Here is a 26,238-nt window from a genome sequence, read left to right as displayed (position 1 = left end):
AAAACCTGAGTTAAACAGTTGTCGCCGACCTCTCTGCATTCTGTGGCAAATTGATTTCATATCATCTATTTATAAGTCATTTCAATAGATTTCTTTTAATAGCAGCTCAAGTTTAAAAGTTATACTTTTATATTAAAATCTGATATAAAATTTTATTTACAAGTATAGTTTCAAAAAAGCAAAATCAGACTTTCAATTACAGCAAAACAGCGAGACATTTGAAAAACATGAAAAATATTCTTGTCACAGGAGGCTGCGGATTTATCGGCGCAAATTTTATCCGATATGTGCTTGGAGAGACCGATTTTACAGGCCGGATAATCAATGTGGACAAATTGACCTATGCCGGCAACCCTGAAAACTTAGCTGAAATTGATAAGCAGTTCCCCGAGCGCTATTATTTTGTAAAGGCCGATATATGCGACCCCAAAGCCATGCGCATGGTTTTTGAAAGATTTTCGATTGACGCTGTATGTCACTTTGCCGCTGAATCACATGTTGACAGATCCATTGTAGAACCGGACGCCTTTATCAAAACAAATATTATTGGAACATTTAACCTGCTGGAGCTGGCCAGGTTTTTTCAGGATAAAATAATCCTTTTTCACCATATCAGCACTGACGAGGTTTACGGCTCACTTGGAGAAAGCGGCTATTTTACCGAAAAAACGCCTTACAGCCCGAACAGCCCCTATTCTGCTTCCAAAGCCGCCTCGGATCATCTGGTAAGATCATACGGCAAAACATACGATCTGCCTGTAACCATATCAAATTGTTCAAACAATTATGGCCCATACCAGTTTCCGGAAAAACTTATACCGCTTACCATATTAAATGCGCTTGAAGGAAAACCGCTTCCGGTTTATGGAACGGGCCTGAATGTAAGGGACTGGTTATATGTAGCCGATCATTGCAAAGCTGTCTGGCTGATTATGCGAAAGGGAAAACCCGGTGCAACATATAATATAGGCGGCAGGTGCGAAATGCGCAATATAGATGTAGTAAGGATTATATGCGACATGATTGACGAACTGGCCCCGAAGCCCGGCAACAGGCCGAGAAGAGATTTAATTGCTTTTGTAAAGGACAGGCCCGGCCACGATCAAAGGTATGCCATAGATTTCAGCAAGCTGCAATCAGAACTTGGCTGGGTTCCTGCTGAATCGTTTGAAACCGGAATAAAGAAAACCATTAAATGGTATCTTGACAATAAAGGGTGGATAGAGAGCGTTATAAGCGGGGAATATATGTCTTGGATCAAGCGGCAGTATGAGTGGTAGCAGGTAGAACTTTTTGATAAAATCCTAAACATTTATAAGCAGGTTGTTATGAAACATGCAAAAGATTATATAATTTTCCCGCTTGATGTTTCGTCTCTAAAAGAGGCAAAACAGTTTGTAAAACTTCTTTCAGAGCATGTAGGTATGTTCAAGGTTGGGCTGGAACTTTTTATCAGCTCAGGGCCTGAAATAATAAGGCATATAAAAGATTGCGGATCAACGAGAGTATTTCTGGACTTAAAACTTCATGATATCCCGGAAACTGTTTTTAGAGCGATGGAAAGCATCGCGAATCTCGGCGTTGCCTTTGCGACGGTTCATTGCGGAGAGACGAAAGAGATGCTTGAAGCAGCTGTTGCAGGAAGCAAAGGAAAGGTTGGAGTGCTTGGGGTTACAGTCCTGACAAGTGTTTCAGATAAAGATATCCTTGCCGCGGGATTTCGGCCGGAATTTGCCTCCGATATATCAATGCTTGTTATGCAAAGAGCCGCTGCCGCCAGAGACGCTGGCTGCTCGGGCGTTGTATGCTCAGGGTTCGAGGTCGGAATGATAAAGGAAAAATTTGGGAAAGGGTTTACTGTTGTTACTCCGGGGATACGGTTATCTGTCGGCAGCGTGAAAAAGGATGATCAGCGTCGCATAATTACACCTGCAGGGGCAATTCAAAACGGATCCGACTATCTGGTGATCGGAAGACCGATAAGGGATGCAGAGAATCCGCAGGAGGCTGCTATTCGTATTGCAAAGGAAATTGATGCGGTTTTATAACAGGCAACATCTTTAAAAGGAGAATACTATGTCAATAAAAACAATCGCTTTTTGTACAGATTTTTCCACGAATGCGGAAGCAGCCTTTGTGCAAGCTTTTGATCTGGCAGAGAAATACCAGGCCAAACTTTTTTTGATTCATGTATTGCCCCCGGTAATCAATCCGTTAACAACGGAAACCGAATGGGTTTTGCCGATTGAGCACAGCAATGCATTGATCTTGAACCTGGAAGAACGTATGCAACAGGAATACGGCAGCAGGCTGGCAGATCACATTGATTATGAACTCGTCGTTCTAAACGGGCATGTTTCTTCTGAAATATTAACCTTTCTTGAAGAAAACAGTATAGATCTTGCGATAATGGGAGCCTACGGACTCTCGGGCATGGGGTTTGTCTTATTCGGCAGCGTAGCAAAGAGGGTTGTGCATAGAGCTCATTGCTCCGTTATGATAGTTCGCAGCCGTACGTAATGAGGTTCGCGAGCAGCAACAGCTTCAGATCAGACAATCACCACCCTTTTTACTGCTTTTACAATTTCTTGTGGATCATCTATGATTTGTAAAATATCAAGATCTTCCAGTGATATCATTTTATTTTCGAGCAAACGGGATTTAACCCATTCTATAAGCCCGGACCAGTAGTCTGAACCAACAAGAATTACAGGAAATGGTTTTATGCGATGGGTTTGAATCAGTGTAATTGATTCAAACAGTTCGTCCAGGGTTCCGAAACCTCCGGGCATTATTATGTAAGCGGTGGCATACTTAACAAACATCACCTTGCGGATAAAAAAATACTTAAACTCAAGCTTAATATTGGAATGCCGATTTGGTTTTTGCTCAAACGGAAGAACAATATTCAGCCCGACAGAAACCCCACCTGCCATGGCCGCTCCTTTGTTTGCCGCCTCCATAACTCCCCCACCGCCGCCCGTAATTACCGCAAAATCATTTTTTACAAAAAGAGAGGCGATTTCCTCGGTTTTTTTATAAATCGGATCACTGGGCTTTATTCTGGACGACCCGAATATGCTAACCGCAACTCCCACGTCATAAAGAGTTTCGACCCCTTCAACAAATTCACCCATGATCCTGAAGAGACGCCATGCTTCGCCTGTTTTAATGTCGTCGACAAGAAACTGTTTTTCCCTATTATTCATAAGTAATTACCCATATCATTGCCGGCATACAGTCGGCATTGCCTAAACGCCTCACGATCTTCCATTAAAGCCTATGGCCACCTTGCCCTGGTCAACAATAACCGGGACCTTCCGCCTTCCATCAGAATATTTAAGCATTGTATTTAGTTTGTCGATATCTGATAAAACGTCAAAATATTCCACTTCCCTGCCTTTTTTCACAAAAGCTTCACGAGCCGCTGTTGTGTAAGGTCAAGTATTTTTCCCAAAGATAATAACCTTCTCCGCCATGGCTTATTCCTCCTTAGCTTTTGCAAGTTATGTGGTCTAAAATAAGGTTTTTATTTTTTTAGATCTCATGATACCTGAAACAATCAACAGCATGATCATTGACCATTCCTGCAGCCTGCATAAAGGCATAACAGGTTGTAGGACCTGTAAATTTAAACCCTCTCCTTTTCAAATCAATACTCATGGTTATCGACTTATCTGTTTTTGAAGGAATCTCCTCATGAGTTTTCCATGCGTTCTTTATCGGTTTGCCGTCAACAAACCGCCAGATATATGTATCAAAGTTGCCGAACTCTTTTTGAACTGATAGAAATGCTCTTGCGTTTTGAACCGCGGCCTCAATCTTCAGCCTGTTGCGAATAATGCCTTTGTTGGAGAGTAGTTGAATAATTTTATTGGAATCATACGTTGCGATTTGTTCGACATCGAAGTTGTTGAATGCCTTCCTGAAGCTTTGTCTCTTTTTCAAGATGGTTATCCAGTTTAGTCCGGCCTGCATTCCTTCAAGTATAAGAAGCTCAAATAATTTTCGATCATCATGCAACGGAATACCCCACTCATTGTCATGATACTTAATATAAAGAAGATCTGTGCTTACCCATTTGCATCTTTGTTTCATACCAGGGCCCATAAAGCAATTTTATCTTCCTGATAATATTTCATAATGATGACAAAATGTCAATGACATCATAATCCCCAAATTCGACATGGCTTTTAAGATGGTCAGCACTTTTTGCGAAGATTATAATATAATTCTTAATGTTCTGTAATTTCTTTGTGTTTAAACCTGTCTGTATTTATCTGTGCCTGCCTCGTAGGTCAGATGATCGTACTGGGGTGAATCTGCGGCTGAATAGTTACGAATTTTTTATCATCATTGTAGAAGAGTCTAAGAGCAATGAAGGATGTTCAACAGTTTTAGCGCTTCCTTTTAAGGTCAGCACATGTATTTCCTTGCCTTCAGGTTTAAGCTGGATGGCAACATCAAACAGATCAGCCACTTTAGAAAAAGGGATAGGCATACCGTTCGTGTCCTGCTGTTCATGACGGTGTATGCGTATCGCAAACCAGACATGCATTGAATGTTTTTTAGCAAGAACCTTTAAATCAGAAAAAGAATTTTGCGTTGATTCATCAAAGGGAAGCCCATCAATAACCACCATATCCGGAGAAAATATATTCTGCTCGGTTAAATCTGTTAGTCTTTCTTCAAGTTTAGGAACACTGAAGCCCCCAACCTTGAAGGTCATGATAAATCTGTGCGGCAATATACTTTCCCATAGCCTGTCTGTCTTACATTGGTTTACAAGATTGTTGAAAACCTCTTTGTACCATAAACTAACCTTGTCTACAGGATTATCGAGGCTGATATGGAGAACATTTTTACCTTGAACAAGGGCACTCATTGCAATCTGCACCAAAAAAGCTGTTTTACCGACACCGGCACGTGCAAGCACGGCTCCAAACCCTCCTTCAGAGATGATATTTTCGGTTTCATAACCTATAAGGCTTAACGGATTGTAGAGGCTAACATCCTTTTTTGTCATGTTTAAATTCCCTTTTTTGTAATAAATTAATTTGTTTTTTTATCCTTCTATTTCTCTGTGGTCTCTGTGTGCTCTGTGGTAAAAATAGCAGGATTTATGATGCGGCCTTTTTTTCTTTTGCCGCCTGTTCGATTAGTTCTTCAGCAATAGATTGAGGCACCTGCTTGTAATGGGCAAATTCCATGGTAAATTGAGCCTTGCCCTGTGTAGATGACCTTAAAACAGTTGAAAAACCGAACATTTCAGCTAATGGCACCTGAGCTTCGATAACACAAATGGTTCCTTCGTCCTGACAACTTATAATCATTCCCCTTCGTTGATTCAAAAGACCCATGGCTGAACCCTGAAACTCAGTAGGTGTTTCAACAACCACTTTCATTATCGGCTCATGAATAACCGCTCCGGCCTTTGCATATCCTTCACGAAAGGCACCGCGAGCTGCTGCCTGGAACGCCATTTCAGAAGAATCAACAGAATGCGACGCCCCATCATTAATAACTATCTTTACGCCGGTAACAGGAAAGCCCATTTTGGGCCCCTTTCCAACACATCCCTTAAAACCTTTTTCACACGAGGCAATAAACTGAGATGGAATTCTGCCTCCAACGACTTTATTTTCAAATACAAAGTCTTCGTCAACAACAGGTTCCATATAACCTGCAACCCGGCCATACTGCCCGGCGCCGCCTGTTTGTTTTTTGTGTGTATAGTTGAATTCGGCCATCCTGGTAATAGTTTCCCTGTAAGCCACGCGAGGCCTGCCTGTTGTTACTTCGGCGTTGTATTCCCTGCGCATTCTTTCAACATATACTTCAAGGTGAAGCTCACCCATGCCTTCAATAATAGTATCATTGGTTTCATCATCCACATAAGTTCTGAAGGTAGGGTCTTCTTTGGTAAACCGGCTTAAAGCCTTTGACATATTGATTCTGGCATTATTGCTCTTTGGGGCAATAGCAAGGGAAATCACGGGCTTGGGCACAAACATTGATATCATGCTGAGATTCAGCCCTGGAGCAACAAATGTATCTCCGGAAATACAGTCTATCCCAAACAGGGCTCCGATATATCCGGCAGGTATGGCCTCAATATCCTCCATCTGGTCTGCATGCATACGTACAAGCCTGCCGATTTTAATTTTTTTGCCGTTGCGTATGTTAATGACGGAAGAGCCCTTGGCAAGGGTTCCCTGATATACTCGTATGTATGTCAGCTGGCCATACTGGCCGTCTTCCAGTTTGAAGGCCAGAGCAACAACCGGTTTTTTCGGATCACTATCTATAATTACCGATTCTTCATTCTTATCCATGTCAATAGCCTCGTTTTGAACATCACTCGGACATGGTAAAAAATTTACTACAGCGTCAAGGAGAGGTTGAACCCCCTTGTTTTTATAAGCCGATCCTATAAAAACCGGCGTCATTTCACGTGCCAGAGTTCCATTGCGCACCGCATCGAAAATCAGGTCTTCGGAGATTTCTTTTTCTTCCAGAATAGCTTCTGTAAGCTGGTCTGAATACATGGAAGCAGCATCAATAAGCTCTTCACGTTTTTCCATGGCTTCGTCAAGAAGGCTTTCCGGAATATCTTCTATGCGAACATTTTCTCCGTTATCGCCATCAAAATAGATTGCCTTCATGGAAACAAGGTCAATAATTCCTGTAAAATCTGCTTCAATCCCGATCGGGATCTGCATCGCTATTGGATTATGACCCAGTTTTTCCTTTAGTTGATTAATTACGCGAAGAGGATTTGCGCCGCTTCTGTCGCATTTGTTGATAAAGGCAATGCATGGAATTTTGTATCTTTTCATCTGCATGTCAACGGTAATTGACTGGGACTGAACGCCTCCAACAGAACACAGTACCAGTATGGCGCCGTCAAGAACTCTGAGAGATCGTTCAACCTCAATTGTGAAATCAACGTGGCCCGGAGTATCGATAATATTAATATCATGGTCCTGCCATGAACAGTATGTAGCTGCCGAAGCTATAGTAATTCCGCGCTCCTTTTCAAGCTCCATGGAATCCATGGTTGCTCCTACGCCGTCTTTCCCTTTGACGTCATGAATGGCATGTATACGCTTTGTATAAAAGAGAACCCTTTCAGTAAGGGTGGTTTTGCCTGAATCAATGTGCGCGCTGATACCTATGTTTCTAACTTTTTGAATATCGTATTCCATTTATGCTTTTTTTCCTCTCTAAAAAATAAAAAACCCCGCACTTGGAAACTTTATACCAGATGCGAGATTTTTTGCTGTCTATTTCGGTATAACTTTTTATATTAAATAAACATGCTAAATCATTTTGTCAAGCCAATAAACAGCCAATAAACGGCCCTGTGTTTGATTAGATCTTCAGCGCCGCTTCGGTGGCGCTCCTTAAAGCCGAACCGATATTGCCCGGTGATGCGGCATCACCCACAGCGATTACCTGTTTCCTTTTATTTTTTAGAGCCTGAAACAGGCTGTCTTCAGACTCCGGACGTATAGCAATGATTACCATGTCTGCCTCTATGCTCAATTCCTCATGATCCTTGTTTCTGAGGCGTACAGTGTTTTCTTTGATGCAAGTGGCCTGAGTTTCAATAAAAACGTCGACCTTTTTTTCAGAAAGCCTTGATAACAATCGTTCTCTCGGGATTTTTTTCATTCCGGTAATCAGCTTGGGCAATATCTCCACTATTGTTACCTTCCTTTCATGGCCGGCAAGCCAGTCCGCTGTCTCACAACCGATGTCACCTCCACCGATAATGACTATCTTTTGGCCGGTGACTGCCCGGCTCTCATAGACCTGCCTGGCATCTGTTACAAGATCAGAGTCGATTCCAGGAACAGGGGGACGCCTCGAACGTGAACCGGTAGCCGCAATAACCACGTCCGGAGCAAGAGCAATAATTTCAGTAAGATCGGCCTTGTGTCCGAGTCGAACCCGGACATTGCTCTTATTGAGAGAGTGTTTCAGATAGCGGAGTATCTCCGACATTTCTTCTTTAAACGGGGCTATGCCAGCCAGCCTGGCCTGGCCACCAAGCTGATCCGACTGCTCCCATAATTCTACGTCATGTCCTCTTTTGTCAGCTATTACGGCTGCTTGTATGCCACCTGGCCCGCCGCCGATTACGAGCAGACTTTTTTTCTTTGAAGCCGGTGAAACCTTCCAGCAATATTCAAGACCTGCGAATGGATTAACCGTGCAGCATCTTCCAATTCCAGGGACACCTTTTTCAGCACAGTCTTCCAGGCAAAAGACACACCTGTTAATATCATCCACTCTGCCGGATGCGGCTTTTTGTGGAAAATCGGGATCAGCAACCAGCTCTCTGGCCATAGCGACAAAATCAGCCTTTCCCTGGCCAATAATCTTATCAGCCATGTCAGGACTGTTTATCTTCCCTATGGCGACAACCGGTATGCTGACCGACCTCTTTATCTGAGCAGCCAGATCGATCAATGGCCCGGGAGGAGACTCGTGGGTGGGAATGGTAATAAATTTCGTGGACTTGTTGCCTGCGTTTGCCACAATGGCGTCAGCCCCCGCATCTTCCACAAGTCCGGCTATCTTCCTGCTGTCATCCATACCCAATCCACCGGGAACAAATTCATCACAGACAAGTTTTATCATCACCGGGAAGTCCCTGCCTGCCGCTGCTTTGACTTTTTTAATCAATCGGGTCAGGAAGAGCGCCCGGTTCTCTATTGTCCCGCCCAGGTCATCGCTTCGTTTGTTAAGAACAGGGGAAAGAAGCTGGGCAATAAGGTCGCCATAGCTTGCCTGGATTTCCACCCCGTCGTAACCTGTTTCTCTTGCTTTTCCAGCACCGTTGGCCATAATCTCAAGTATCTCATCAGCCTCATCAAGAGACATGGCATTAGCGAGAGAAACAACCCAGCCGCCTTCTTTTTCCCTGGCGCCGGCAATCTCCTGCCCGACAACCCTCTCTTTTGGATAATTGAGCTGCATAAAGGCCTTGGAGCCTTGTTTGTGAATGACATTGAGGAGCTCCTTTATGCCTGTCGCATATTCTTCCATATCAAAGCGGAGTTCATGTGGACCTTTATATGCCCTTGGATAATCAAGGCAGGGACAGTCCAGAATAATAAGGGCAGCACCGCCTCTTGCCCTTGCCCTGTAAAACTCCGTTATTTTGGGATTAACCTTGCTTTCTGTGGCGTATTTTGTGGGGAAAAGAGCCATGATGATTCTGTTTTTGAGAGAGCATTCGCCGATTTTGGCTGGTGAAAAAAGATGAGAAAAGCTCATTTTTTATCTCCTGTTATCAGAGTTATCCGATGTTTAATAAAACAGGCTTGTTGACATTATAATTATACTTGCTGAACCTATAAAATTTTTATATCATAATTTTGCTGAAAACAATGCATTTAAATGGTGAAATGATGCTCGGAAACAGGTAAATCACCGGAGGTAAATCGTGAACAAAAATAATACAGACACACCATCACCGAAAGCATGTGCAGACAAGATATTCGAGCTTAGCAACTCGAAGTTTGCCCCGGATGTCGCTGCCGAGCTTTGGCCTAAAATTTTGCGACACAAGTGGTTTATGTCTGAAAAACTTGGTCGCGACATAGGTCTGCGAACCGCTTGCATAGATTTTATTGAAAACATGGACCAGGCTCACAAGGAATTCATGGCTTACAGGCAGCCCGACCTCCTTGCCGAAATGGGGGCGCAGACAGTCAGCAGGGAAATATGGGGCACCATTTCCGATTCCCAGCCGCCCAAGCAGTTGGTTGAGCACAGGATCATCCTTCCTTTAACAGAGGAAAAGCTTGCAAAAAAACACGGCGTTGTTCCTCCAAAAACGATTATTTTTTTTGGCCCGCCCGGAACCGGAAAAACCCATTTTGTGAAGGCAATAGCAGGGGTCCTGTCATGGTGGTATATTGAAATTGCGCCCAGCATGCTCATGGCTGACGGGGCAGACAAACTTGGCCTTAATCTGCGCAATGTCATGGGAAAAGCACGTCAACTGGAAGAAGCGGTCATTTTTATTGACGAGTTTGAAGAAATAGCGGCCAGCAGGGATATGGCTACCCGCGTTGACAAATCAATCACAAACGAGTTCCTGAAACAGGTCCCTTTGCTAAAAAACCAGGGGAACAAGATCCTGCTGGTGTGTGCCACCAACTATATCCGGCAACTGGATTCAGCGCTGCTCCGCCCGGGACGCTTTGACTGCATTATCCCTGTTGGAGGATTGGATGATGAGGGCCGGAAAACGATATTAAAATACTATCTGGCCAGACTCAACACAGGAGATGTTGATATCGATCAAATCACCGCTCTTACCGATCGATTTACACCTGCCGATATCGAGTATATGTTCCAGAAGGTTGCACAGCTGGCATTCGAACTGGAGTATACAGGCAAACAAGATTATAAGGTCGCTACAGAGACATTTATTGAAGTTATTGCACAAATTACTCCGTCCCTGACCGACGAAATCATTGAAGAGTTCCGCCAGGATAGTGCAACATATTCCAGAGCCTGAACAGTTAAAAATGGAAAACCATAAAGGGCGGGGCAAAAAGATTACTTCCAAAAGGTGGCTATGAAAGCAGGAACTATCTGGAATAACCTGGAAATAAAAGAGGTATTGTCCTCCTTACAATCAACTCCCAAAGGTTTAAGCCAAGAGGAAGCAGAGCGCCGTTTAGTTGAATATGGCCCCAATGAATTGCAGAAAAAGAAAAGAGTTCCCCCCTGGGTTCTTTTTCTGGAGCAGTTCAAAAACTTTCTTGTTATTATTCTTCTGATAGCGGCGATTATCTCCGGGGCTTTGGCAGCGTGGGGAGAAGGTGATGTCTGGGATCCCATCCTTATTGTTATTATCATTCTTTTTGCTACCATCTTAGGCTTTGCGCAGGAATTCCGTTCAGAAAAAGCTCTGGAAGCCCTTAAAAAAATGACCGCCCATACCGCGGCTGTAATCAGAAGTGGAAAGGAAAAAAAGATCCCCGGCAGGGAGATAGTGCCTGGAGACATAATTTTGCTGCGAACCGGCGACCGTGTACCTGCAGATAGTCGTCTTTTTGAGGCCGTCAATCTAAAGACTAACGAGGCTGCCTTGACCGGAGAATCCGTCTCAAGCGAAAAAAACTCCGATGTTGTCTCCGGGGATGTGCCGGCAGGTGATAGAAAAAATATGGTACATATGGGAACCACCGTGGTCTATGGACGAGGCAAAGCAATTGTCACCGGCATTGGGATGGCTACTGAATTTGGTCATATTGCCGATATGCTTCAGGAGGTGAAAACGCCTCCGACTCCCTTGCAGATCAGCCTCGACAAGATAGGAAAGGCGCTTGGTTTTGCCTGTTTGGTTATCTGCCTTATATTAGCTGTGGCAGGCATTGTTATCGGCATATTTGATAACATCCTGAATGCCTTTATCTGGGGAGTAAGCCTGGCAGTGGCGGCGGTTCCTGAAGCCCTGCCGGCAGTAGTAACTATCACATTGGCTATCGGAGTACAGCGGATGGCAAAGCGGCATGCATTAATGCGTCGCCTCCCCGCAGTGGAAACATTGGGGTGCACCGACTTCATCTGTTCGGACAAGACCGGAACCTTAACCCAGGATCAGATGACGGTGAAAAAGCTCTACGTTGGCAACAGGATTATTGATGTCACCGGAGCAGGTTACGAACCAAAAGGAGATTTCTATCTGCACGGAAATTCCTATGATCCCCGCCAGGATCACCATCTGCAAAGACTGATGCAAATAAATGTCTTATGTAATGACTCTCAACTTGTCACGGTCGATGGAGCCTGGCAGATCAAGGGTGACCCCACTGAAGGGGCGTTGGCAGTAGCGGCTGCCAAGGCTGGGATAGAACAAGGAAGCCTGATCAACCAATTCACCCGCATCAACGAGATTCCTTTCTCCTCTGAAAGAAAGAGGATGACCACTATTCACAATGCATTGAAGGGCTGGATGGCCTGTTCTAAAGGAGCTCCTGAGGTGATTTTAAATTCCTGTGATCGCATTTACATTGACGAACAGGAAAGGGGGTTGACTGAGCAGGACAGGCGGCAAATCTTGGAAATAAACAAACAGATGGCAGAGCAAGCTCTGCGAGTATTAGGTATGGCATACAAGCCGTTATCCGGGGATGAGTTGGCTGAAGAAGCAGAGAAGGGTATGGTTTTTGCGGGTTTGGCCGGGATGATTGACCCGCCTCGAGAGGAAGTTAAAGAGGCCATTGGGCTTTGCGACCAGGCCGGGATAAGATCGGTAATGATTACCGGTGATCATAAGCTGACTGCGATGGCAATTGCCAGGGAACTAGGCCTGTTGAAAGATAATGCCATAGCTATCAGCGGAAGAGAACTGGATGAACTGAGTGATGATGAGTTAGACAAGGTGGTGGAGGAGATCAGGGTCTATGCCAGGGTATCCCCGGCCCACAAGATGCGAGTAGTAGGGGCGCTGCAAAAAAAGGGACATGTTGTTGCAATGACCGGAGATGGAGTAAATGATGCGCCGGCATTAAAGAAGGCTGATATCGGAATAGCCATGGGAATTACAGGAACCGATGTAAGCAAGGAAACAGCGGCAATGGTGCTGGCCGATGACAACTATGCTTCGATCGTAGCTGCGGTGGAGGAAGGAAGAGGGGTGTATGATAATATAAAAAAATTCCTTATGTATCTCCTTTCCTCCAACCTCGGGGAGATATTGCTAATGACATCTGTTATTCTTTTCGGTTCTCTATCCATGTTAGGGATACCTCGTGGCACTTTGCCCTTGATTGCCGTCCAGATTTTGTGGGTAAATCTGGTTACGGATGGTTTGCCTGCTCTTGCCCTTGCTGTGGACCCGATGTCTCCGGATATTATGAAACAGAGACCACGCCGTCGCCAAGAGGGTATTTTCAACTCACGGGTCATCACCTTAATAGCCATAGGCGGTGTCTGGAGTTGTATAATAAATGTGGGAATTTTCTCCTGGGCACTGGAGGCAGGCAAGAACATAATTGAAGCTCAGAGTTTAGTTTTCATGACCTTGATTTTTATCCAATTTTTTAAAGCTGTTAACTATCGTTCTGATAGGCTTTCCATATTTGAAATCGGAATATTCACCAACAAATGGTTGGGCTGGGCGATTTTAGCCTCCTTTGCCATGTGTATTCCTTTGTTTTATATTCCTTTCTTTCAAGATCGGTTTCACACCTTTCCTTTAAGTTTGCCGGATTGGACCATAGTCATATTATCATCAGCCACTATTTTCATTGTCCTGGAGATTGCCAAGCTGGTTATCCGCAGGCTGGAGAAAGAATTCACAGAGGTGACGCCATAGACCAAAGCAAAAACAGCATAATGATCAACAAAGAACCCAAAACAACACCTTGCCCTTCAATTCTGGCTCCGGCAGGAAACAAAGCCTCCTTTCTGGCTGCCCTGGCAGCAGGCGCTGATGCTGTTTATTGCGGGCTGAAAAGCTTGTCAGCGCGGATGGAGGCAAAAAATTTTAGCCTCAACGATCTGATCCCTCTTACACAACTTGCCCATGACAAAGGCATAAAGGTCTTTGTGGCATTAAACTCCCTTTTAAAACCCGGTGATTTAAATGTTGCGGGGAAAATCCTGGATCGGCTGAACCGTTATGTCAAACCGGATGCTCTAATTATTCAGGATTTGGCTCTTGTGCAACTCGCCGGACAAACAGGCTTTGCAGGGGAGCTTCATTTGTCAACACTGGCCAATGCAAGCTTTCAAACCGCCCTGGAACTTATAAGAAAAGAGCTGGGAGTTGACAGGGTAGTTATTCCCAGAGAGCTTAACATAGAAGAAATTAAACAAATGGCATCAGCCTGCCCAAAGGGTCTTGGGCTTGAAATATTTGTTCACGGAGCCCTTTGCTATGGCGTTTCCGGGAGATGCTACTGGAGCAGTTTTTTAGGAGGGAAAAGCGGTCTCAGAGGCAGATGTGTCCAGCCATGCCGCAGACTCTATACTCAAAAAGGCCAGGCTAAAAGATTCTTTTCCTGCATGGATCTAAGCATGGATGTTCTAACCAAGGTTTTGCTTTCAATCCCGGAAATTCAAACATGGAAGATTGAAGGCCGGAAAAAAGGGCCTCATTATGTTTTTCACACTGTAAAGGCCTATAAACTTTTAAGGGATCACAGGAAAGACCCTGGGATGAAAAAAGAGGCTCTTGATCTCCTTGCAAATGCGCTTGGCAGAACAGGAACCCACTATTATTTTTTACCCCAGCGGCCCCAGAATCCTGTAAATATTGATGTTCAAACCGGCTCGGGTCTTCTTGTAGGAAAAATACAGGGCGCAAAACAGAAACCTTATATAATTCCAAGGCAGTCACTTATGCCTGGGGACCTTCTTCGCCTTGGATATGAGGATGATTCATGGCATTCTATTTACAGGATACCAAAATATATTCCCAAAAGGGGGCGCATCTATATAAATCTGTCTTCTGCAATAAAGCCCATGCAAGACATTCCGGTATTCCTTATTGACAGGCGTGAAAAATGGCTTGAGGAGATGCTGTCCGGGCTTGAAGACATGTTGACCAAAATACCGGAAACAGATGTTGCTTCCTCTAACTTTAATGCCAGGCTTCCAGGTAGACATATCGCTAAAAAAAGAGGTGAATTCTTTGAACTTAATGTAAACAGAGAATTCGGCATGGGAAGCCTAAAAGGCGCAACCGGGGTCTGGATTTTTCCTGAAAGCATGGACAAACCCTCAAAAAGGCTCGCGCCCAAACTCTGGTGGTGGCTTCCTCCTGTTATCTGGCCGGAGGATGAGGAAAAAATAAAGCGCATTATTGAAGTTACCATAAAAAATGGCGGCATAAATTTTGTTCTCAATTCACCATGGCAGATTGCTCTTTTCACAAATCCAAAATCCTTGAATCTCTGGGCCGGCCCTTTTTGCAATATAGCCAATGCGCTGGCCATAAACACTCTGCTTAAATTTGGATTTTCAGGAGCCATTGTCAGCCCTGAACTTGACAGCCAGGATTTTTTACATCTGCCGGAAAACAGCCCTCTGCCCCTGGGAATTGTTATCTCCGGTAACTGGCCGCTTAGCATATCCCGTATCCTTTCCAGTAACTTTAAAGCAGACGCTGAGTTTACCAGTCCAAAGGGGGAACAGGGGTGGGTAAAAAAATACGGCTCTGATTTCTGGGTTTATCCCAACTGGGAGCTTGATATAAGCTCTAAAAAGGACGAGCTTAAAAAGGCGGGTTACCTCTTGTTTGTGAACCTGATCGAACCGGTACCTGCCGAGGTTAAGATGAAAAAAAGACCTGGATTGTGGAACTGGGATTTAAAACTTAAATAAAAACCTTCAACCATAAACCCAACAAATACTTGACGAGGTCCGGGCTTTTGGAGGATAATTATGAAATCTGTAATAATGTTTTGCAAATACATAGAAGTGAAGTTGAAAACAGGTCCTGATATCTGCGATATCACGGATCAAATTAACAGGCTGGTAACAGAATCTAAAATTAAAAACGGAAGTCTTTGCGCCACAATAATCGGTTCAACAGGATCGCTTACCACAATCGAGTTCGAACCCGGAGTTGTGGAAGACCTTAAAATAGCCATAAACAGGCTTGCGTCGCCTGATCTGGAATACGAACATGAAAAGGCATGGCATGACGGTAACGGCCACGGCCATGTTCAGGCTGCATTGCTCGGCCCTTCAATCATCCTGCCGGTAAGAGACAGCCGGCTCAGGCTTGGAACCTGGCAGCAGTTAGTGGCAATAAACCACGACAACAGGCCCCGCAACAGAAAAATTGAAGTAACAATCACAGGAACTGAAGTTTGACGGTATTGTAAAAAAAAGGATATATAATGCTCGTAAAAGAAATACTTAATTCAGTTAGGCCGGCCTTGAGCTTTGAATTCTTTCCTCCTAAAATAGAGGTTGGATTTAATAACATTTTTCAGACTGTTTCAGATCTAATGCAGCTTAAACCTTCTTACGCAAGCGTTACTTACGGGGCCGGCGGATCAACACGTGATCATACAACTAATCTGGTCGCCGGGATTCAGAAAAAGATGGGTTTAACCGTGGTTTCTCATCTAACATGTGTGGGCTCTACAAGAGATGAGATAATGTCGATTCTTGAGAAAAATACTGAAAACGGTATTGAAAACATCCTCGCACTTCGAGGGGATCTTCCAAAGGGCGAGGCAGTCTGGAAACGTCCTGAAAATGGTTTTGATTATGCCGCAGATCTTGTATCGTTTATAAAGAAGAATTATCCGAAAACTTGTATCGGTGTCGCAGGTTTTCCGGAAGGCCATCCATTAACTCCGAACAGGCTCAAGGAGATGGAATATCTTAAGGCAAAAGTAGATGCAGGAGCCGACTATATAGTCACCCAACTGTTTTTTGACAATCGGGATTTCTATGATTTTTGTGAGCGATGTGAATTGGCCGGCATCCATATTCCTGTTGTTGCAGGTGTTATGCCCTTAACAACCCGCAAAGGAATGATTCGCATGGCACAACTGGCCGAAGGCACCCGTTTTCCTGCCGGGCTTTTAAGATCTGTTGAACGGGCTAAAACTGATGAATATTTTGAAGAAGTGGGTATTCGCTGGGCAGCAGAGCAAGTGCGTAATCTTATATACAATGATGTTCGGGGGATTCACCTGTATACTCTTAACAGTTCCCCGGCAATTTTTAAAATTTTTAAAGAACTTGATGTCAAAGATGCCTCGCAGTTTTAAAGTCAAGTCAGGGCTTAACTGTTTTTGGGATCAGACAATAAATTCGCAATCTGAATCCTTTTCAGGATCATAGTAAGTTATTTTCGTATTGTAGTTGTCAAGATTGATAAATGCTTTTGCTCTGGATTGATTATCCGTCCATGTGAGTATCAGCCTGTTCTCCGGGGAATCTTCAACCTTAAAGATGCCATTAAAGGCCGGATATGTATTCCGGAATTTCATTAGTTTAAGCAATCTTTGCACTACCGGTTTCTGGATTTCCATATCGATTTCATCCAAATCGTAGTTGTGACGATTAATATTTCGTCCAAGGTGGGTCTGCTCTACAAGTTTTGTGTCGTTTTCTCCGGCAAGCAGGCCAACATAATATATCTGGGGAATGCCTGGTGCAAAGAACTGAATTGTGCGAGCAGCGATATAAGAGTTTTCATTACACTCCAAAGCAGCAAAATAAGTGCAATTCACCTGAAAAATATCCGGGTTTTGATATTCATGTCCAGAGTAGATACGTTTTACATTTGAACCCTTTTCGTACAAGCCGTTAATTGTTCGATCTATTTCTTCCTTACTCATCAGGTCTGCCACATCAACAACGCCAATACCATCATGGGTATCTAAAGTTGTAACTTGTTTCCTGGGACAGATATTAAGCCAGTGAATCAGTCTTTTGTTGGTGTGGTGATAAAGGGTATGCAGCACCAGCAAAGGCAGAGCAAAATCGTATGTCCAGTACCCCTTTTCAGCTATTTTTAACTGGTAAGAATAATGCTCATGTACTTCAGGCAGTATTTCAGTATCAAAGGCTGTAGTGAACCCGTTAAGCCATTCAAGGAATTCCCATACATCCGGTTCTAAAAAGAAACAGTTTGTTCCAATTTTAGTGGTTGTGTATGCAAATGCATCCATCCGGATAAGCTTGGCATTGGTTCGCGAAAGCCTGAGCAAAAAATTCCGAAAAATTTCCCGGGTTTTCGAAGACAGCCAATTCAGATCAATCTGTTGATAATCAAATGTACACCATATTTTTTCTCTTGACCCGTCCGGTCGTTCGATTACTGTGAAAGGATCCCTGGGCTTACGTGTGTAAACCTTAGCAAGATCTTCTTTGCTTATCTCTCCATCAGGACTTAGGTTTTTAAGGCTTATAAACATGTCAGCGTATTCGGAATCATCGCCGTTTTCAATATAGTCTTGAAAAAAAACAGACTGCTTGGAAATATGATTTACAATAAAATCTATAATCAAATCAAAATCATTGCCTATTTTCTCTATGTCCTCCCATGTGCCGAAATTAGGATCTACTTTGTCATAGGTCAAGGGTGCAAATCCTCGATCCGCCGAAGAAGGATAAAACGGAAGAATATGAACACCGCCGATCGCTTCTTTCAGATATTTCCGCAAAACATAATGCAGTTCAGGCAGATTATGGCCCAGGCTGTCAGGGTAGGTAATAAGCTGGACTTTATTTTGAATCGTCATAAGATATCACCTTTTGCCTTTTGAATAAAATTGTAGTGTTTTATAGCCTCTATGATTCCACCGGCATATTTTTGTTTTGCAAAATAGATATTTTTCCCGTGTTTGAGTTTTTCAAGCTCTTTGCTGTAGTTGCCTACTACCACTCCAAGTGGCTCGCCGCGAAGCATTTCTTCGTCATTTCCGGAATCTCCGCAAACAAGGATATTTTTCAGAAAAATTTCCCATTTGTAGCTGAGATACCGCATTGCTTTGCCTTTGGATGCTCGACAAGGAAGAATATCAAGGTATTTCTGGTGGGAGTAAATAAGGTTGTATCGACATCCATGTTTCAGCAATAAATTATGGATCATGGCCAGCCGGTCCTTTCCAGGCTTCATAAAATAGCTGATTTTAAACCGCCGCTGCGTTATTTCTTCCTGGTATTCTATGAAATCGACATCTTTTAACAACTCAACAATTTTTTTGCGATTCCATTTGCTTGATATATGTGCATCCCATCCCTGACTGTAGTGTAGATCTTTTCCGTAATAGATTTCCGAGCCTACTGATGATATAATTATATCCGGCGCATTTACGTTATGCTGTTTTAAGTATTCAACAGCAGAAGCAACAGTTCTGCCGGTAGCAACACAAAATCCAATGGTATCCAGATTTTTCATCAGCAACGCAAGCAGGTCTTTAAGATTTTCGTTTTCCTGATCCCCAATCAGAGTGTTATCAATATCTGTTATAATAAAATAATTTAGTCTTGCGAGACGTTTTCCGACGGAATCGGACGGGACGGCAATGCCTATTTCCGATTTGGTGAATTCTTTAACAAGTTTTTTAACCTCTTTTATATACTTTTCGGCATGTTTTTCCCATAAGTAGTGTTTGCGGACGTTTATAATACCATTTTTTGAAAATTTCTCCCACGTGTCGTGATCTGTAATTATTGTTTTAAGAGCCGCGGCTATTTTTTTTGTATCGGTCGGATCCACAAGAATGCCGTTACAACAGTTGTGTATGATATCTTTGGACCCGCCGTCATAGGTTGCCACAACTGGAAGACCGGTTGCTGAAGCTTCAAGCAGCGTTAATCCAAAAGGCTCAATCAACGCCGGATTTATAAAAACCCCATTTTTCTCAGCGGCAATACGATATAATTCAGGAACCTCGTATTCAAAATCATGTTTTTTAGGGATAGCCATCTTTCCGTAAAGATCGTACTTGTCCATAAGCAAAAGCATTTTGGTTAAAACGTTCCTTTCGTTTTCTTCCTTTTCGGCAATATCTTTCCGAATTCCGGCGAACACCGCAAGATTAGACATAGCCTGCAATTCAAGATCCTCCCCGTAAGCTTTGACCAGGCCTGAGATATTTTTGCGTTCATCAGGACGGCTCAGCGTCAATATCAAGGGCTTGTCAGGGTGGCTAAAAAAGCGGTTTAATTCTTTAAGCACAGCGGCCCGCGCATAGGTTTGAACTTCATCTTTTTTAGTTTCAGGAAGCATGTCATGATAATAAGGGTAAAATTTTTCCAGATCCAGCCCCGGTGATATTACACGGTATGCCGGCAAATTATTATTCTGATACATCCCGTATTGCTTTTCAACCTCCTGGCTGGTACTGGTTATTATAAGGTCTGCATTTTTCAGAATCTCTTCTTCAATATGGATTCGATGGTCAATTTTATATTTTTTGATAATATCCGATTGCTTCAAGCCGTCATTAAGAAGTTTTTCCCTTTTGGGCCGGCCCAGTGAATGCGCTGTAAATATTAAGGGAATGCCGAATATTTTTGAAAGCTGCGTGGCTACATATCCGGCATCTGCGTAATGACCGTGGACAATGTCGGGTATCGAATTTTCACGTTTAATGAACTTAATGGTTTTGTCAACATATTCATCCAGATGGGGCCAGAGCCGCTCTTTCCTGATATATTTCCTGCCGCCGCACTGGATTCTCACAATACGAAATTTATCGCTTACTTTTTCGATCGGCCTGGAGTAGTCTTCCGACACGGCTTTATCCATAATTAAACGTGTAAAGAGATCGATACGTTCTACATCGCTACGATTGCTGAGCGCCTTACCCAGTTCAACCACATAATTGATCTGACCGCCTGTATCGGCGTCATATCCCATTTCCATATTTTCCGAACGAATGAGTCCGTGAATGCTGAACATTTGAATGTATAATTTATGCTTTTTCATTTTGCTTCCCTTTTATGCTGACGCTAATTTTCTTGTAAAAAGCTGGGTCGGTTGGGACTGCCCCCTCAATTTCACAGATGCGCGTGGCGAATTCCGAGGCCTTTTCCAGGATTTGTTCCGGCAGCCACTTGTTAATATATCCTATTGAAAGCATTGCTGTATAAGCGTCTCCAGCGCCTACGGTATCGGCAGTATTATTTAGTTTTTCCGGCTCTTTTTGAAAATGTTTATCTAATGTAAACAGTTCACTTCCGTTTTTGCCTTTTGTAAGGAATAGCATTTCAAGGCGATATTTAATCATAAGATGTTCGATAAATGAACGGCTGCTTTTTTTAAAAGCAAAGATTTGCTTTAAGATTTCAAGTTCTTCATCATTTAGTTTTAGCAGATCACACTGCCTGAGTGATTCTACAACAACTTGCTCTGTAAAGCAATGGGGCCTGAGATTAATGTCGTAAAGGCATTTTGTTACAGGGGCCCTTTGAGAAAGAATCCGCTGTATAGTTTTGAAACCATGTTCGCTTCTCTGGGCAAGGGTTCCAAAATAGATGAGCTCGGTGTCTGCATTGAGTAATGATGCGACTGATGTATTGAACTCAATATAATCATAGGCAACGTCTGGCAGGATGTTAAATGCGGGAACACCTTTGCCGTTAAGCTCTATGAGTGCTTTTCCTGTATTATGCCTGTTGTCGATCTGAATATTTTCAATCGGTAAATCGTGTTGTTGCAGAAAATTTATTATCCCCTTGCCCTCAAGGTCATTTCCAACTCTTGAAATAAAGCGGACCGGCTTCCCGAGATTTTTGACATGAAAGGCAAAGTTGAAGGGGGCGCCTCCTAATCGTTTGTATTCTGGAAATATGTCGTAAAGTATTTCACCGATGGCAAGTATCATCAGTTTTGTCTCCAATTTTCATGAGAACAATTTGAGAATAAAACCATGCGCTATCAAGCCTGCCTGATTCGGGTTATTCCTTCAGCTCGATAATCTCGGCCTTCAGAGAGTTTCTATGAATATACAGCAATGCTGCAGAGTTCATATAAGGGGACTTCGGCAGAGTCGCACTTCCAGGATTTAAAAAAAGCACCTCTTTTGGGTTGACGATGGAAGGCTTGTGAGTATGGCCGCTTATGACGGCATTAAAACCCGCGGCCACCGGATCTATATCAAGCATATATAGGTTGTGAAGTACATACACCAAGACTTCACCGACTTCGACCACCTCTGTCTCAGCCAGATCTGCAGCCCATGTTCCCTTGTCCATGTTTCCTCGAACCGCAACAACAGGCGCGATTGACTGCAAAAAGGAAAGCAGCTCGGGTTTATCAATGTCTCCCGCATGAATTATCAGATCAATATCTGTAAAGAGTTTGATCGCCGATGAATGGAGCAAACCGTGAGTGTCGGAAATAACACCGACAAGATAGTTGCTCTTGTTTGGCAGTTTAATTGACATAATAGTTATTCTTTTAGGTTCTTTTCTTTACTATGCCCCTTGACCCCTTGAATCCTTATGATCCTTTTTTATTATAATAATCGATATCTTAAATATGTAAATCTTTTTTGTGTTTTATCGTTAGTTACCCCGATAGTTAGAGCCTTGAGTGTGCCGACCATTACAACCAGATTTATGCCACGGGTTACCGCGGTATAAATGAGATTGCGCTGCAAGAGGATATAATGCTGTGTAAGAACGGGAATTACTACAGCCGGATATTCGGAGCCCTGTGACTTATGAATTGAAACAGCATAAGCTAAAATAATTTCATCAAGATCTGTAAACCTGTATGTCACTCTGCGGCCGTCAAAGGATATAATTACTTCCCTGTCTGTAGTTGAGATACCGATTATTCTGCCGATATCCCCGTTAAAAACATCCTTTTCATAGTTATTTTTAATTTGCATTACCTTGTCGTCAACCTTAAAGTTCCTGTTGCCGCTTATTACCATATCTTTGCCCGGATTTAGAGCTGTTTGCAATTTTGCATTGAGATTTTCGGCTCCGATAACCCCCTTATGCATAGGTGTTAAAACCTGAATCTCTTCAATTGGATTAAAGCCGAACCGGCTGGGAATACGTTTCTTGACAAGCTCGATAATAATTTCAAGGACCTTTTCAGGATCTTCCTGCTGAATAAAATAAAAATCTTTTCTTAATCCTAATGAATCTTGTGCCCTGATATCTGGAACAATTCCTCTATTAATTTTGTGAGCATTAATGATAATCCGGCTTCCCCTGGCCTGACGGAAAATTTCGCTGAGTTCTATCACCGGCATTATGCCTGATTTAATAATATCGCTTAAAACATTTCCCGGTCCTACGGAAGGAAGCTGGTTAACATCGCCGACAAGGATAAAGGTGGCGCCGGCGGGAATGGCCTTTAAAAGATGGTGCATCAAAATCGTGTCTATCATTGATGCTTCATCAACAATCAGCAGGTCGCAATTTAACGGATTCTTTTCGTTTTTTTGAAAGCCTCCTTTCTGAACGCTGAACTTAAGCATCCTGTGGATAGTAGCAGCGTTATGACCGGTAGTTTCACTCATCTGTTTTGCCGCCCTGCCTGTGGGGGCTGCCAGCATTATTTTTGTTTTAAGCCCGGCAAAAATTTTTATCATGGCGTTGATAATTGTGGTTTTGCCCGTGCCGGGTCCGCCTGTGATAACGACTGCCTTGTTTTGAAGAGCCGCCCTTATTGCCGCTTCCTGATTTTTTGCCGGAATTATATCCAATTGTTTTTGTACCCATTTTAAGGCTTGATCTGCGTTAATATTGCGGATTGATTTAGGCGAACACACAAGCCTTTTAAGCAAAAAAGCGATTCTGGTTTCGCAAAAGTGGAACTTAGACAGGTAAACAGCTTTATTGTATGCCCTGAATTCTTCAATAGCGTCATCAATGTCCTCAATAACTATTTTTCCTTCACCTGCCGCAGTGTCAATGGCATCTGCGACTATTTTCCTGTTGACCTGAAGTGTTTTGACGCACTCGATTACAAGTAGTTCATAAGGGTAAAAGACATGTCCCTTGTCTGCAAGATGGTTTAACACATAAAGGATGCCTGCTTTAACCCGCAATTCAGAATCTTTGGAAAATCCGAGTTTTTCCGCAATGCTGTCCGCTATGGTAAAACCTATGCCAAAAATATCGGTTGCAAGACAGTATGGGTTTTCCCGCACAACATCTATTGATCTGTTTCCGTACTGTTTGAAGATTTTTACTCCGTAGCCGGTGCTGACCCCGTAAGTCTGTAGAAAAAGCATTACATCCCGGATATTTTTATGCTCATCCCAGGATGTTTTGATCATGGCAATACGTTTTCCCCCGATACCATCTACATCCGCAAGTTTTTCAATTTTATTTTCAATAATATCCAGGGTTTTTATGCCGAACTTTTTTACGATGCGGCCGGCCATGACCGGCCCTAAACCTTTAATCAGGCCTGAGCCCAAATAGTTTTTAATCCCACAAACGGTCGCGGGAACAGCCGTCTTATAATCGATTACCTTGAACTGCCTGCCGTATTTGGGATGATCTGCCCATTCACCTTTCATTTTGAGGATTACACCCGGCACAGGAGACATCAGTTTTCCGACCACGGTCACCGGTTCTACTTGTCCGTCCACCTTTACCTTTGCAATGGTGAAACCGCTTTCTTTATCCGAATATGTAATTTTTTCAATCCGGCCCTGAAGATCAATAAGCATAGGCATTCTCAAAAACAACAGAATTTATTTTTTTGTTTTACCGAGTTTAATTGCACAAAAATCACCGCACATCGTGCAACCTTCTTTGCCGGCGCTTTCACTTTTTTCCAGAAAAGACTCGGTTTTTTCAGGATCAATGGATAACTTTATCTGCCCTTCCCAGTCAAAGTCATCTCTATACTTTGCCATAAGCAGATCTTTTTCAAGCGCTCCGTGAACCCCCTTGGCAATATCTGCAATATGGGCGGCAATTCTGGATGCTATAATCCCTTCCTTTACATCCTCTATGGTCGGAAGTCTCAGGTGCTCCCCCGGAGTAACATAACACAAAAAATCCGCGCCCGCTGCTCCGGCTATGGCGCCTCCGATAGCCGCGGTTATATGATCATAACCAGGAGCTATATCCGTGGGGATGGGACCAAGCACATAGAATGGAGCGCCGTGGCAAAGGCTCTTTTCCAGTTTTATATTTGCCTTAATATCATTGATGGGAACATGGCCTGGTCCTTCTATCATTACCTGAACACCGCGCTCCCTTGCTCTTTTTGTAAGCTCGCCCAGCAGAATAAGTTCTTGCACCTGTCCCCTGTCGGTTGCATCGGCAATACAGCCGGGCCTCAGTCCGTCACCAAGACTGAGAACCATGTCATAAGCCTTAGCTATTTCAAGTAATCTATCGTATTGCTCATAAAGCGGATTTTCCTTTTCATTACATTCCATCCATTTTGATAAAAAGGTTCCTCCTCTGCTGACAATGCCAAGACGACGGCCTTCGTCTACTATACAGCCGACACTTCTTTTTGTCACACCACAATGGACGGTAATAAAATCCACTCCATCTTCGCCGTGCTCTTCTATTACATTAAACATGTCATCTGCGCTCATCTCCACAATAGCTCTTCCGGAATTGAGCATATTAGCAGCAGCCTGATATATCGGAACCGTCCCGATTACCAGCGACGACTGACTGATAATCGCCTGTCTTATTGCTCTGATATCTCCGCCTGTGGAAAGATCCATTATTGTATCTGCTCCGGCGGCAATTGATACCTTTACCTTCTTGAGCTCCATATCAGGATCGTTCCGATCTTTTGACGTGCCGATATTGGCATTAACCTTGGTTTTCAGGCCCCTGCCGATAGCGACAGGCAAAACAGATGTATGCTTTTTATTCCTTACCACTACAATGTTGCCGTCCTCAACACCCTTGCGGATAAATTCCGGCTCCACCCCTTCTTGCCTGGCGCATATCTCCATTTCCTCTGAAATTTTATTTTCACGCGCTGTTTCTAATTGTGTCATATTTTATACCTCTTAGTTATGATGAACTCTTTAAAAGTCATTTTGCGAGCGATATTGAGCAATTTTGGAGAAAGATTCAGGTCGAGCCTGGCGTTAAAAATTGCAAGCTGTTTGAGGGCGTTAGCCCGAGTTCTTGCAATTTAGCCAGGTGAAAGCTGAATCCCAAAATTGGTCACAGAGAGAGCAAAATTAGACTTTTTATGAGTTTATCAGTTATGTTGCACCTGTAAAAAAGTCTTTTTTACAGGTTATTGCGAAACTTGAGTATCTAATTTACCTTAAAATTTTTGAGAAGTTACATCTTCGGCGATAATGAGTTCCGCCACCTTTTTCCCTGAAAGAAGCATTCCTCCGAAAATGGGCCCCATTCTTGGTCCGCCGAAGGCAGCATTAGCGGACATTCCGGCTACAAAAACTCCGGGACAGATCTTTTTGGTATTTTCAAGCGTAAGCCTTTCCGCCTTGTCTGCCCAGAGAGAACGCTCGCCCATTACCTTTCCGGTTTCCGTGTTTAATTTCATATCTGCCTTGCGTTCAATCACACGAAGCACCTCATTGGCATGTCCGGTTGTATCAACGACATTTTCTGCTTTGATAGTAAGGGGATCCACATGAAGACCGCCTGTTTCAACCGGCGACCAGTTAATAACAAGACCGGTGACACGATTCTCGCGGATCATGACATCTTCAACGCTCATGCAATTAAAAACCTTGGCTCCAGCCCTGGTCGCGCATGAAGCAATGGTTGTGATCGATTCAACCGCATCTGCCGTATAATAGCCCG

21 protein-coding genes are annotated in these 26,238 nt (G+C 43.4%); 8 read left to right on the top strand and 13 right to left on the bottom strand.

Features of this window, described 5'->3' with window-relative positions; translation table 11 throughout:
* The first annotated feature begins 227 nt into the window (after positions 1–227).
* From rfbB to VMW78_00630, 3 genes are read left to right on the top strand one after another with little or no spacing between them, the layout of a single operon-like run.
* A complete protein-coding gene (gene rfbB, locus VMW78_00640) occupies positions 228–1,280 on the top strand; it encodes a dTDP-glucose 4,6-dehydratase (GenBank protein HUV49518.1) in 1,053 nt (350 codons plus the stop codon).
* 48 nt (positions 1,281–1,328) lie between these two features.
* The gene (gene pyrF, locus VMW78_00635) at positions 1,329–2,048 is read left to right on the top strand and encodes an orotidine-5'-phosphate decarboxylase (protein HUV49517.1); all 720 of its coding nucleotides are present in this window, start codon (positions 1,329–1,331) and stop codon (positions 2,046–2,048) included.
* A 28-nt stretch (positions 2,049–2,076) separates the two neighbouring features.
* A complete protein-coding gene (locus VMW78_00630) occupies positions 2,077–2,520 on the top strand; it encodes a universal stress protein (GenBank protein ID HUV49516.1) in 444 nt (147 codons plus the stop codon).
* 29 nt (positions 2,521–2,549) lie between these two features.
* Here the strand turns inward: VMW78_00630 and VMW78_00625 are convergent, their stop codons facing one another.
* From VMW78_00625 to VMW78_00600, 6 genes are all read right to left on the bottom strand, one after another.
* The gene (locus tag VMW78_00625; protein ID HUV49515.1) at positions 2,550–3,209 is read right to left on the bottom strand and encodes a TIGR00730 family Rossman fold protein; all 660 of its coding nucleotides are present in this window, start codon (positions 3,207–3,209) and stop codon (positions 2,550–2,552) included.
* A 51-nt stretch (positions 3,210–3,260) separates the two neighbouring features.
* Positions 3,261–3,479, bottom strand: a complete 219-nt coding sequence (locus tag VMW78_00620) for a UXX-star (seleno)protein family 1 (GenBank protein ID HUV49514.1) — start codon at positions 3,477–3,479, stop codon at positions 3,261–3,263.
* 58 nt (positions 3,480–3,537) lie between these two features.
* A complete protein-coding gene (locus VMW78_00615) occupies positions 3,538–4,098 on the bottom strand; it encodes a DNA-3-methyladenine glycosylase I (GenBank protein HUV49513.1) in 561 nt (186 codons plus the stop codon).
* Between the two features lie 238 nt (positions 4,099–4,336).
* Entirely contained in the window at positions 4,337–5,026 is a 690-nt protein-coding gene (locus tag VMW78_00610) for an AAA family ATPase (GenBank protein ID HUV49512.1), read from the bottom strand.
* Positions 5,027–5,120: 94 nt separating this feature from the next.
* Positions 5,121–7,208, bottom strand: a complete 2,088-nt coding sequence (gene fusA, locus VMW78_00605; GenBank protein ID HUV49511.1) for an elongation factor G — start codon at positions 7,206–7,208, stop codon at positions 5,121–5,123.
* 166 nt (positions 7,209–7,374) lie between these two features.
* Positions 7,375–9,288: an FAD-dependent oxidoreductase gene (locus tag VMW78_00600; GenBank protein ID HUV49510.1), complete on the bottom strand. Its 1,914-nt coding sequence runs from the start codon at positions 9,286–9,288 to the stop codon at positions 7,375–7,377.
* Positions 9,289–9,457: 169 nt separating this feature from the next.
* Here VMW78_00600 and VMW78_00595 point away from each other — a divergent pair, with 169 nt between their 5' ends.
* Genes VMW78_00595 through metF form a run of 5 tightly spaced genes read left to right on the top strand, consistent with a single transcriptional unit; the run spans position 9,458 to position 16,766 of the window.
* Positions 9,458–10,540: a DUF4032 domain-containing protein gene (locus tag VMW78_00595; GenBank protein HUV49509.1), complete on the top strand. Its 1,083-nt coding sequence runs from the start codon at positions 9,458–9,460 to the stop codon at positions 10,538–10,540.
* 60 nt (positions 10,541–10,600) lie between these two features.
* Positions 10,601–13,348, top strand: coding sequence for a cation-translocating P-type ATPase (locus tag VMW78_00590; protein HUV49508.1), 2,748 nt, complete (start codon positions 10,601–10,603; stop codon positions 13,346–13,348).
* Between the two features lie 20 nt (positions 13,349–13,368).
* Complete coding sequence (locus VMW78_00585; GenBank protein ID HUV49507.1) at positions 13,369–15,360, top strand: U32 family peptidase; 1,992 nt, start codon at positions 13,369–13,371, stop codon at positions 15,358–15,360.
* Positions 15,361–15,420: 60 nt separating this feature from the next.
* The gene (locus tag VMW78_00580) at positions 15,421–15,855 is read left to right on the top strand and encodes a secondary thiamine-phosphate synthase enzyme YjbQ (protein HUV49506.1); all 435 of its coding nucleotides are present in this window, start codon (positions 15,421–15,423) and stop codon (positions 15,853–15,855) included.
* A gap of 26 nt (positions 15,856–15,881) precedes the next feature.
* Positions 15,882–16,766 carry a methylenetetrahydrofolate reductase [NAD(P)H] gene (metF, locus tag VMW78_00575; GenBank protein ID HUV49505.1) on the top strand — a complete coding sequence of 295 codons (885 nt, stop codon included), beginning with the start codon at positions 15,882–15,884 and terminating at the stop codon, positions 16,764–16,766.
* A gap of 30 nt (positions 16,767–16,796) precedes the next feature.
* Here metF and gtfA read toward each other — a convergent pair whose 3' ends face one another.
* The 7 genes from gtfA to VMW78_00540 all read right to left on the bottom strand — a co-directional run.
* A complete protein-coding gene (gene gtfA, locus VMW78_00570; protein HUV49504.1) occupies positions 16,797–18,245 on the bottom strand; it encodes a sucrose phosphorylase in 1,449 nt (482 codons plus the stop codon).
* Positions 18,242–20,440, bottom strand: a complete 2,199-nt coding sequence (locus tag VMW78_00565; protein ID HUV49503.1) for an HAD-IIB family hydrolase — start codon at positions 20,438–20,440, stop codon at positions 18,242–18,244. Before VMW78_00565 ends, gtfA begins: the two co-directional genes overlap by 4 nt.
* Positions 20,427–21,338 (bottom strand): PfkB family carbohydrate kinase, encoded by a 912-nt coding sequence (locus VMW78_00560; GenBank protein HUV49502.1) that lies wholly within the window; start codon positions 21,336–21,338, stop codon positions 20,427–20,429. Before VMW78_00560 ends, VMW78_00565 begins: the two co-directional genes overlap by 14 nt.
* A gap of 73 nt (positions 21,339–21,411) precedes the next feature.
* Positions 21,412–21,900: a metallophosphoesterase family protein gene (locus tag VMW78_00555; GenBank protein HUV49501.1), complete on the bottom strand. Its 489-nt coding sequence runs from the start codon at positions 21,898–21,900 to the stop codon at positions 21,412–21,414.
* Positions 21,901–21,971: 71 nt separating this feature from the next.
* Positions 21,972–24,152 (bottom strand): ATP-dependent RecD-like DNA helicase, encoded by a 2,181-nt coding sequence (locus VMW78_00550; protein HUV49500.1) that lies wholly within the window; start codon positions 24,150–24,152, stop codon positions 21,972–21,974.
* A gap of 24 nt (positions 24,153–24,176) precedes the next feature.
* Positions 24,177–25,454: a phosphomethylpyrimidine synthase ThiC gene (thiC, locus tag VMW78_00545; protein ID HUV49499.1), complete on the bottom strand. Its 1,278-nt coding sequence runs from the start codon at positions 25,452–25,454 to the stop codon at positions 24,177–24,179.
* 278 nt (positions 25,455–25,732) lie between these two features.
* Positions 25,733–26,238: sulfide-dependent adenosine diphosphate thiazole synthase (locus VMW78_00540; GenBank protein HUV49498.1), on the bottom strand; the 506-nt coding region annotated here is incomplete at its 5' end.

The sequence above is a fragment of the Anaerolineae bacterium genome, assembly GCA_035529315.1.
GTDB lineage: Bacteria > Desulfobacterota > Desulfobacteria > Desulfobacterales > ETH-SRB1 > Desulfaltia.
This window is presented reverse-complemented; position numbering and strand designations above follow the sequence as displayed.

Coding starts and splice junctions, on each gene's coding strand:
- rfbB (HUV49518.1), top strand. CDS start 228: ATGAAAAATATTCTTGTCACAGGAGGCTGCGGATTTATCGGCGCAAAT.
- pyrF (HUV49517.1), top strand. CDS start 1,329: ATGAAACATGCAAAAGATTATATAATTTTCCCGCTTGATGTTTCGTCT.
- VMW78_00630 (HUV49516.1), top strand. CDS start 2,077: ATGTCAATAAAAACAATCGCTTTTTGTACAGATTTTTCCACGAATGCG.
- VMW78_00625 (HUV49515.1), bottom strand. CDS start 3,209: ATGAATAATAGGGAAAAACAGTTTCTTGTCGACGACATTAAAACAGGC.
- VMW78_00615 (HUV49513.1), bottom strand. CDS start 4,098: ATGAAACAAAGATGCAAATGGGTAAGCACAGATCTTCTTTATATTAAG.
- VMW78_00610 (HUV49512.1), bottom strand. CDS start 5,026: ATGACAAAAAAGGATGTTAGCCTCTACAATCCGTTAAGCCTTATAGGT.
- fusA (HUV49511.1), bottom strand. CDS start 7,208: ATGGAATACGATATTCAAAAAGTTAGAAACATAGGTATCAGCGCGCAC.
- VMW78_00600 (HUV49510.1), bottom strand. CDS start 9,288: ATGAGCTTTTCTCATCTTTTTTCACCAGCCAAAATCGGCGAATGCTCT.
- VMW78_00590 (HUV49508.1), top strand. CDS start 10,601: ATGAAAGCAGGAACTATCTGGAATAACCTGGAAATAAAAGAGGTATTG.
- VMW78_00585 (HUV49507.1), top strand. CDS start 13,369: ATGATCAACAAAGAACCCAAAACAACACCTTGCCCTTCAATTCTGGCT.
- VMW78_00580 (HUV49506.1), top strand. CDS start 15,421: ATGAAATCTGTAATAATGTTTTGCAAATACATAGAAGTGAAGTTGAAA.
- metF (HUV49505.1), top strand. CDS start 15,882: ATGCTCGTAAAAGAAATACTTAATTCAGTTAGGCCGGCCTTGAGCTTT.
- gtfA (HUV49504.1), bottom strand. CDS start 18,245: ATGACGATTCAAAATAAAGTCCAGCTTATTACCTACCCTGACAGCCTG.
- VMW78_00565 (HUV49503.1), bottom strand. CDS start 20,440: ATGAAAAAGCATAAATTATACATTCAAATGTTCAGCATTCACGGACTC.
- VMW78_00560 (HUV49502.1), bottom strand. CDS start 21,338: ATGATACTTGCCATCGGTGAAATACTTTACGACATATTTCCAGAATAC.
- VMW78_00555 (HUV49501.1), bottom strand. CDS start 21,900: ATGTCAATTAAACTGCCAAACAAGAGCAACTATCTTGTCGGTGTTATT.
- VMW78_00550 (HUV49500.1), bottom strand. CDS start 24,152: ATGCTTATTGATCTTCAGGGCCGGATTGAAAAAATTACATATTCGGAT.
- thiC (HUV49499.1), bottom strand. CDS start 25,454: ATGACACAATTAGAAACAGCGCGTGAAAATAAAATTTCAGAGGAAATG.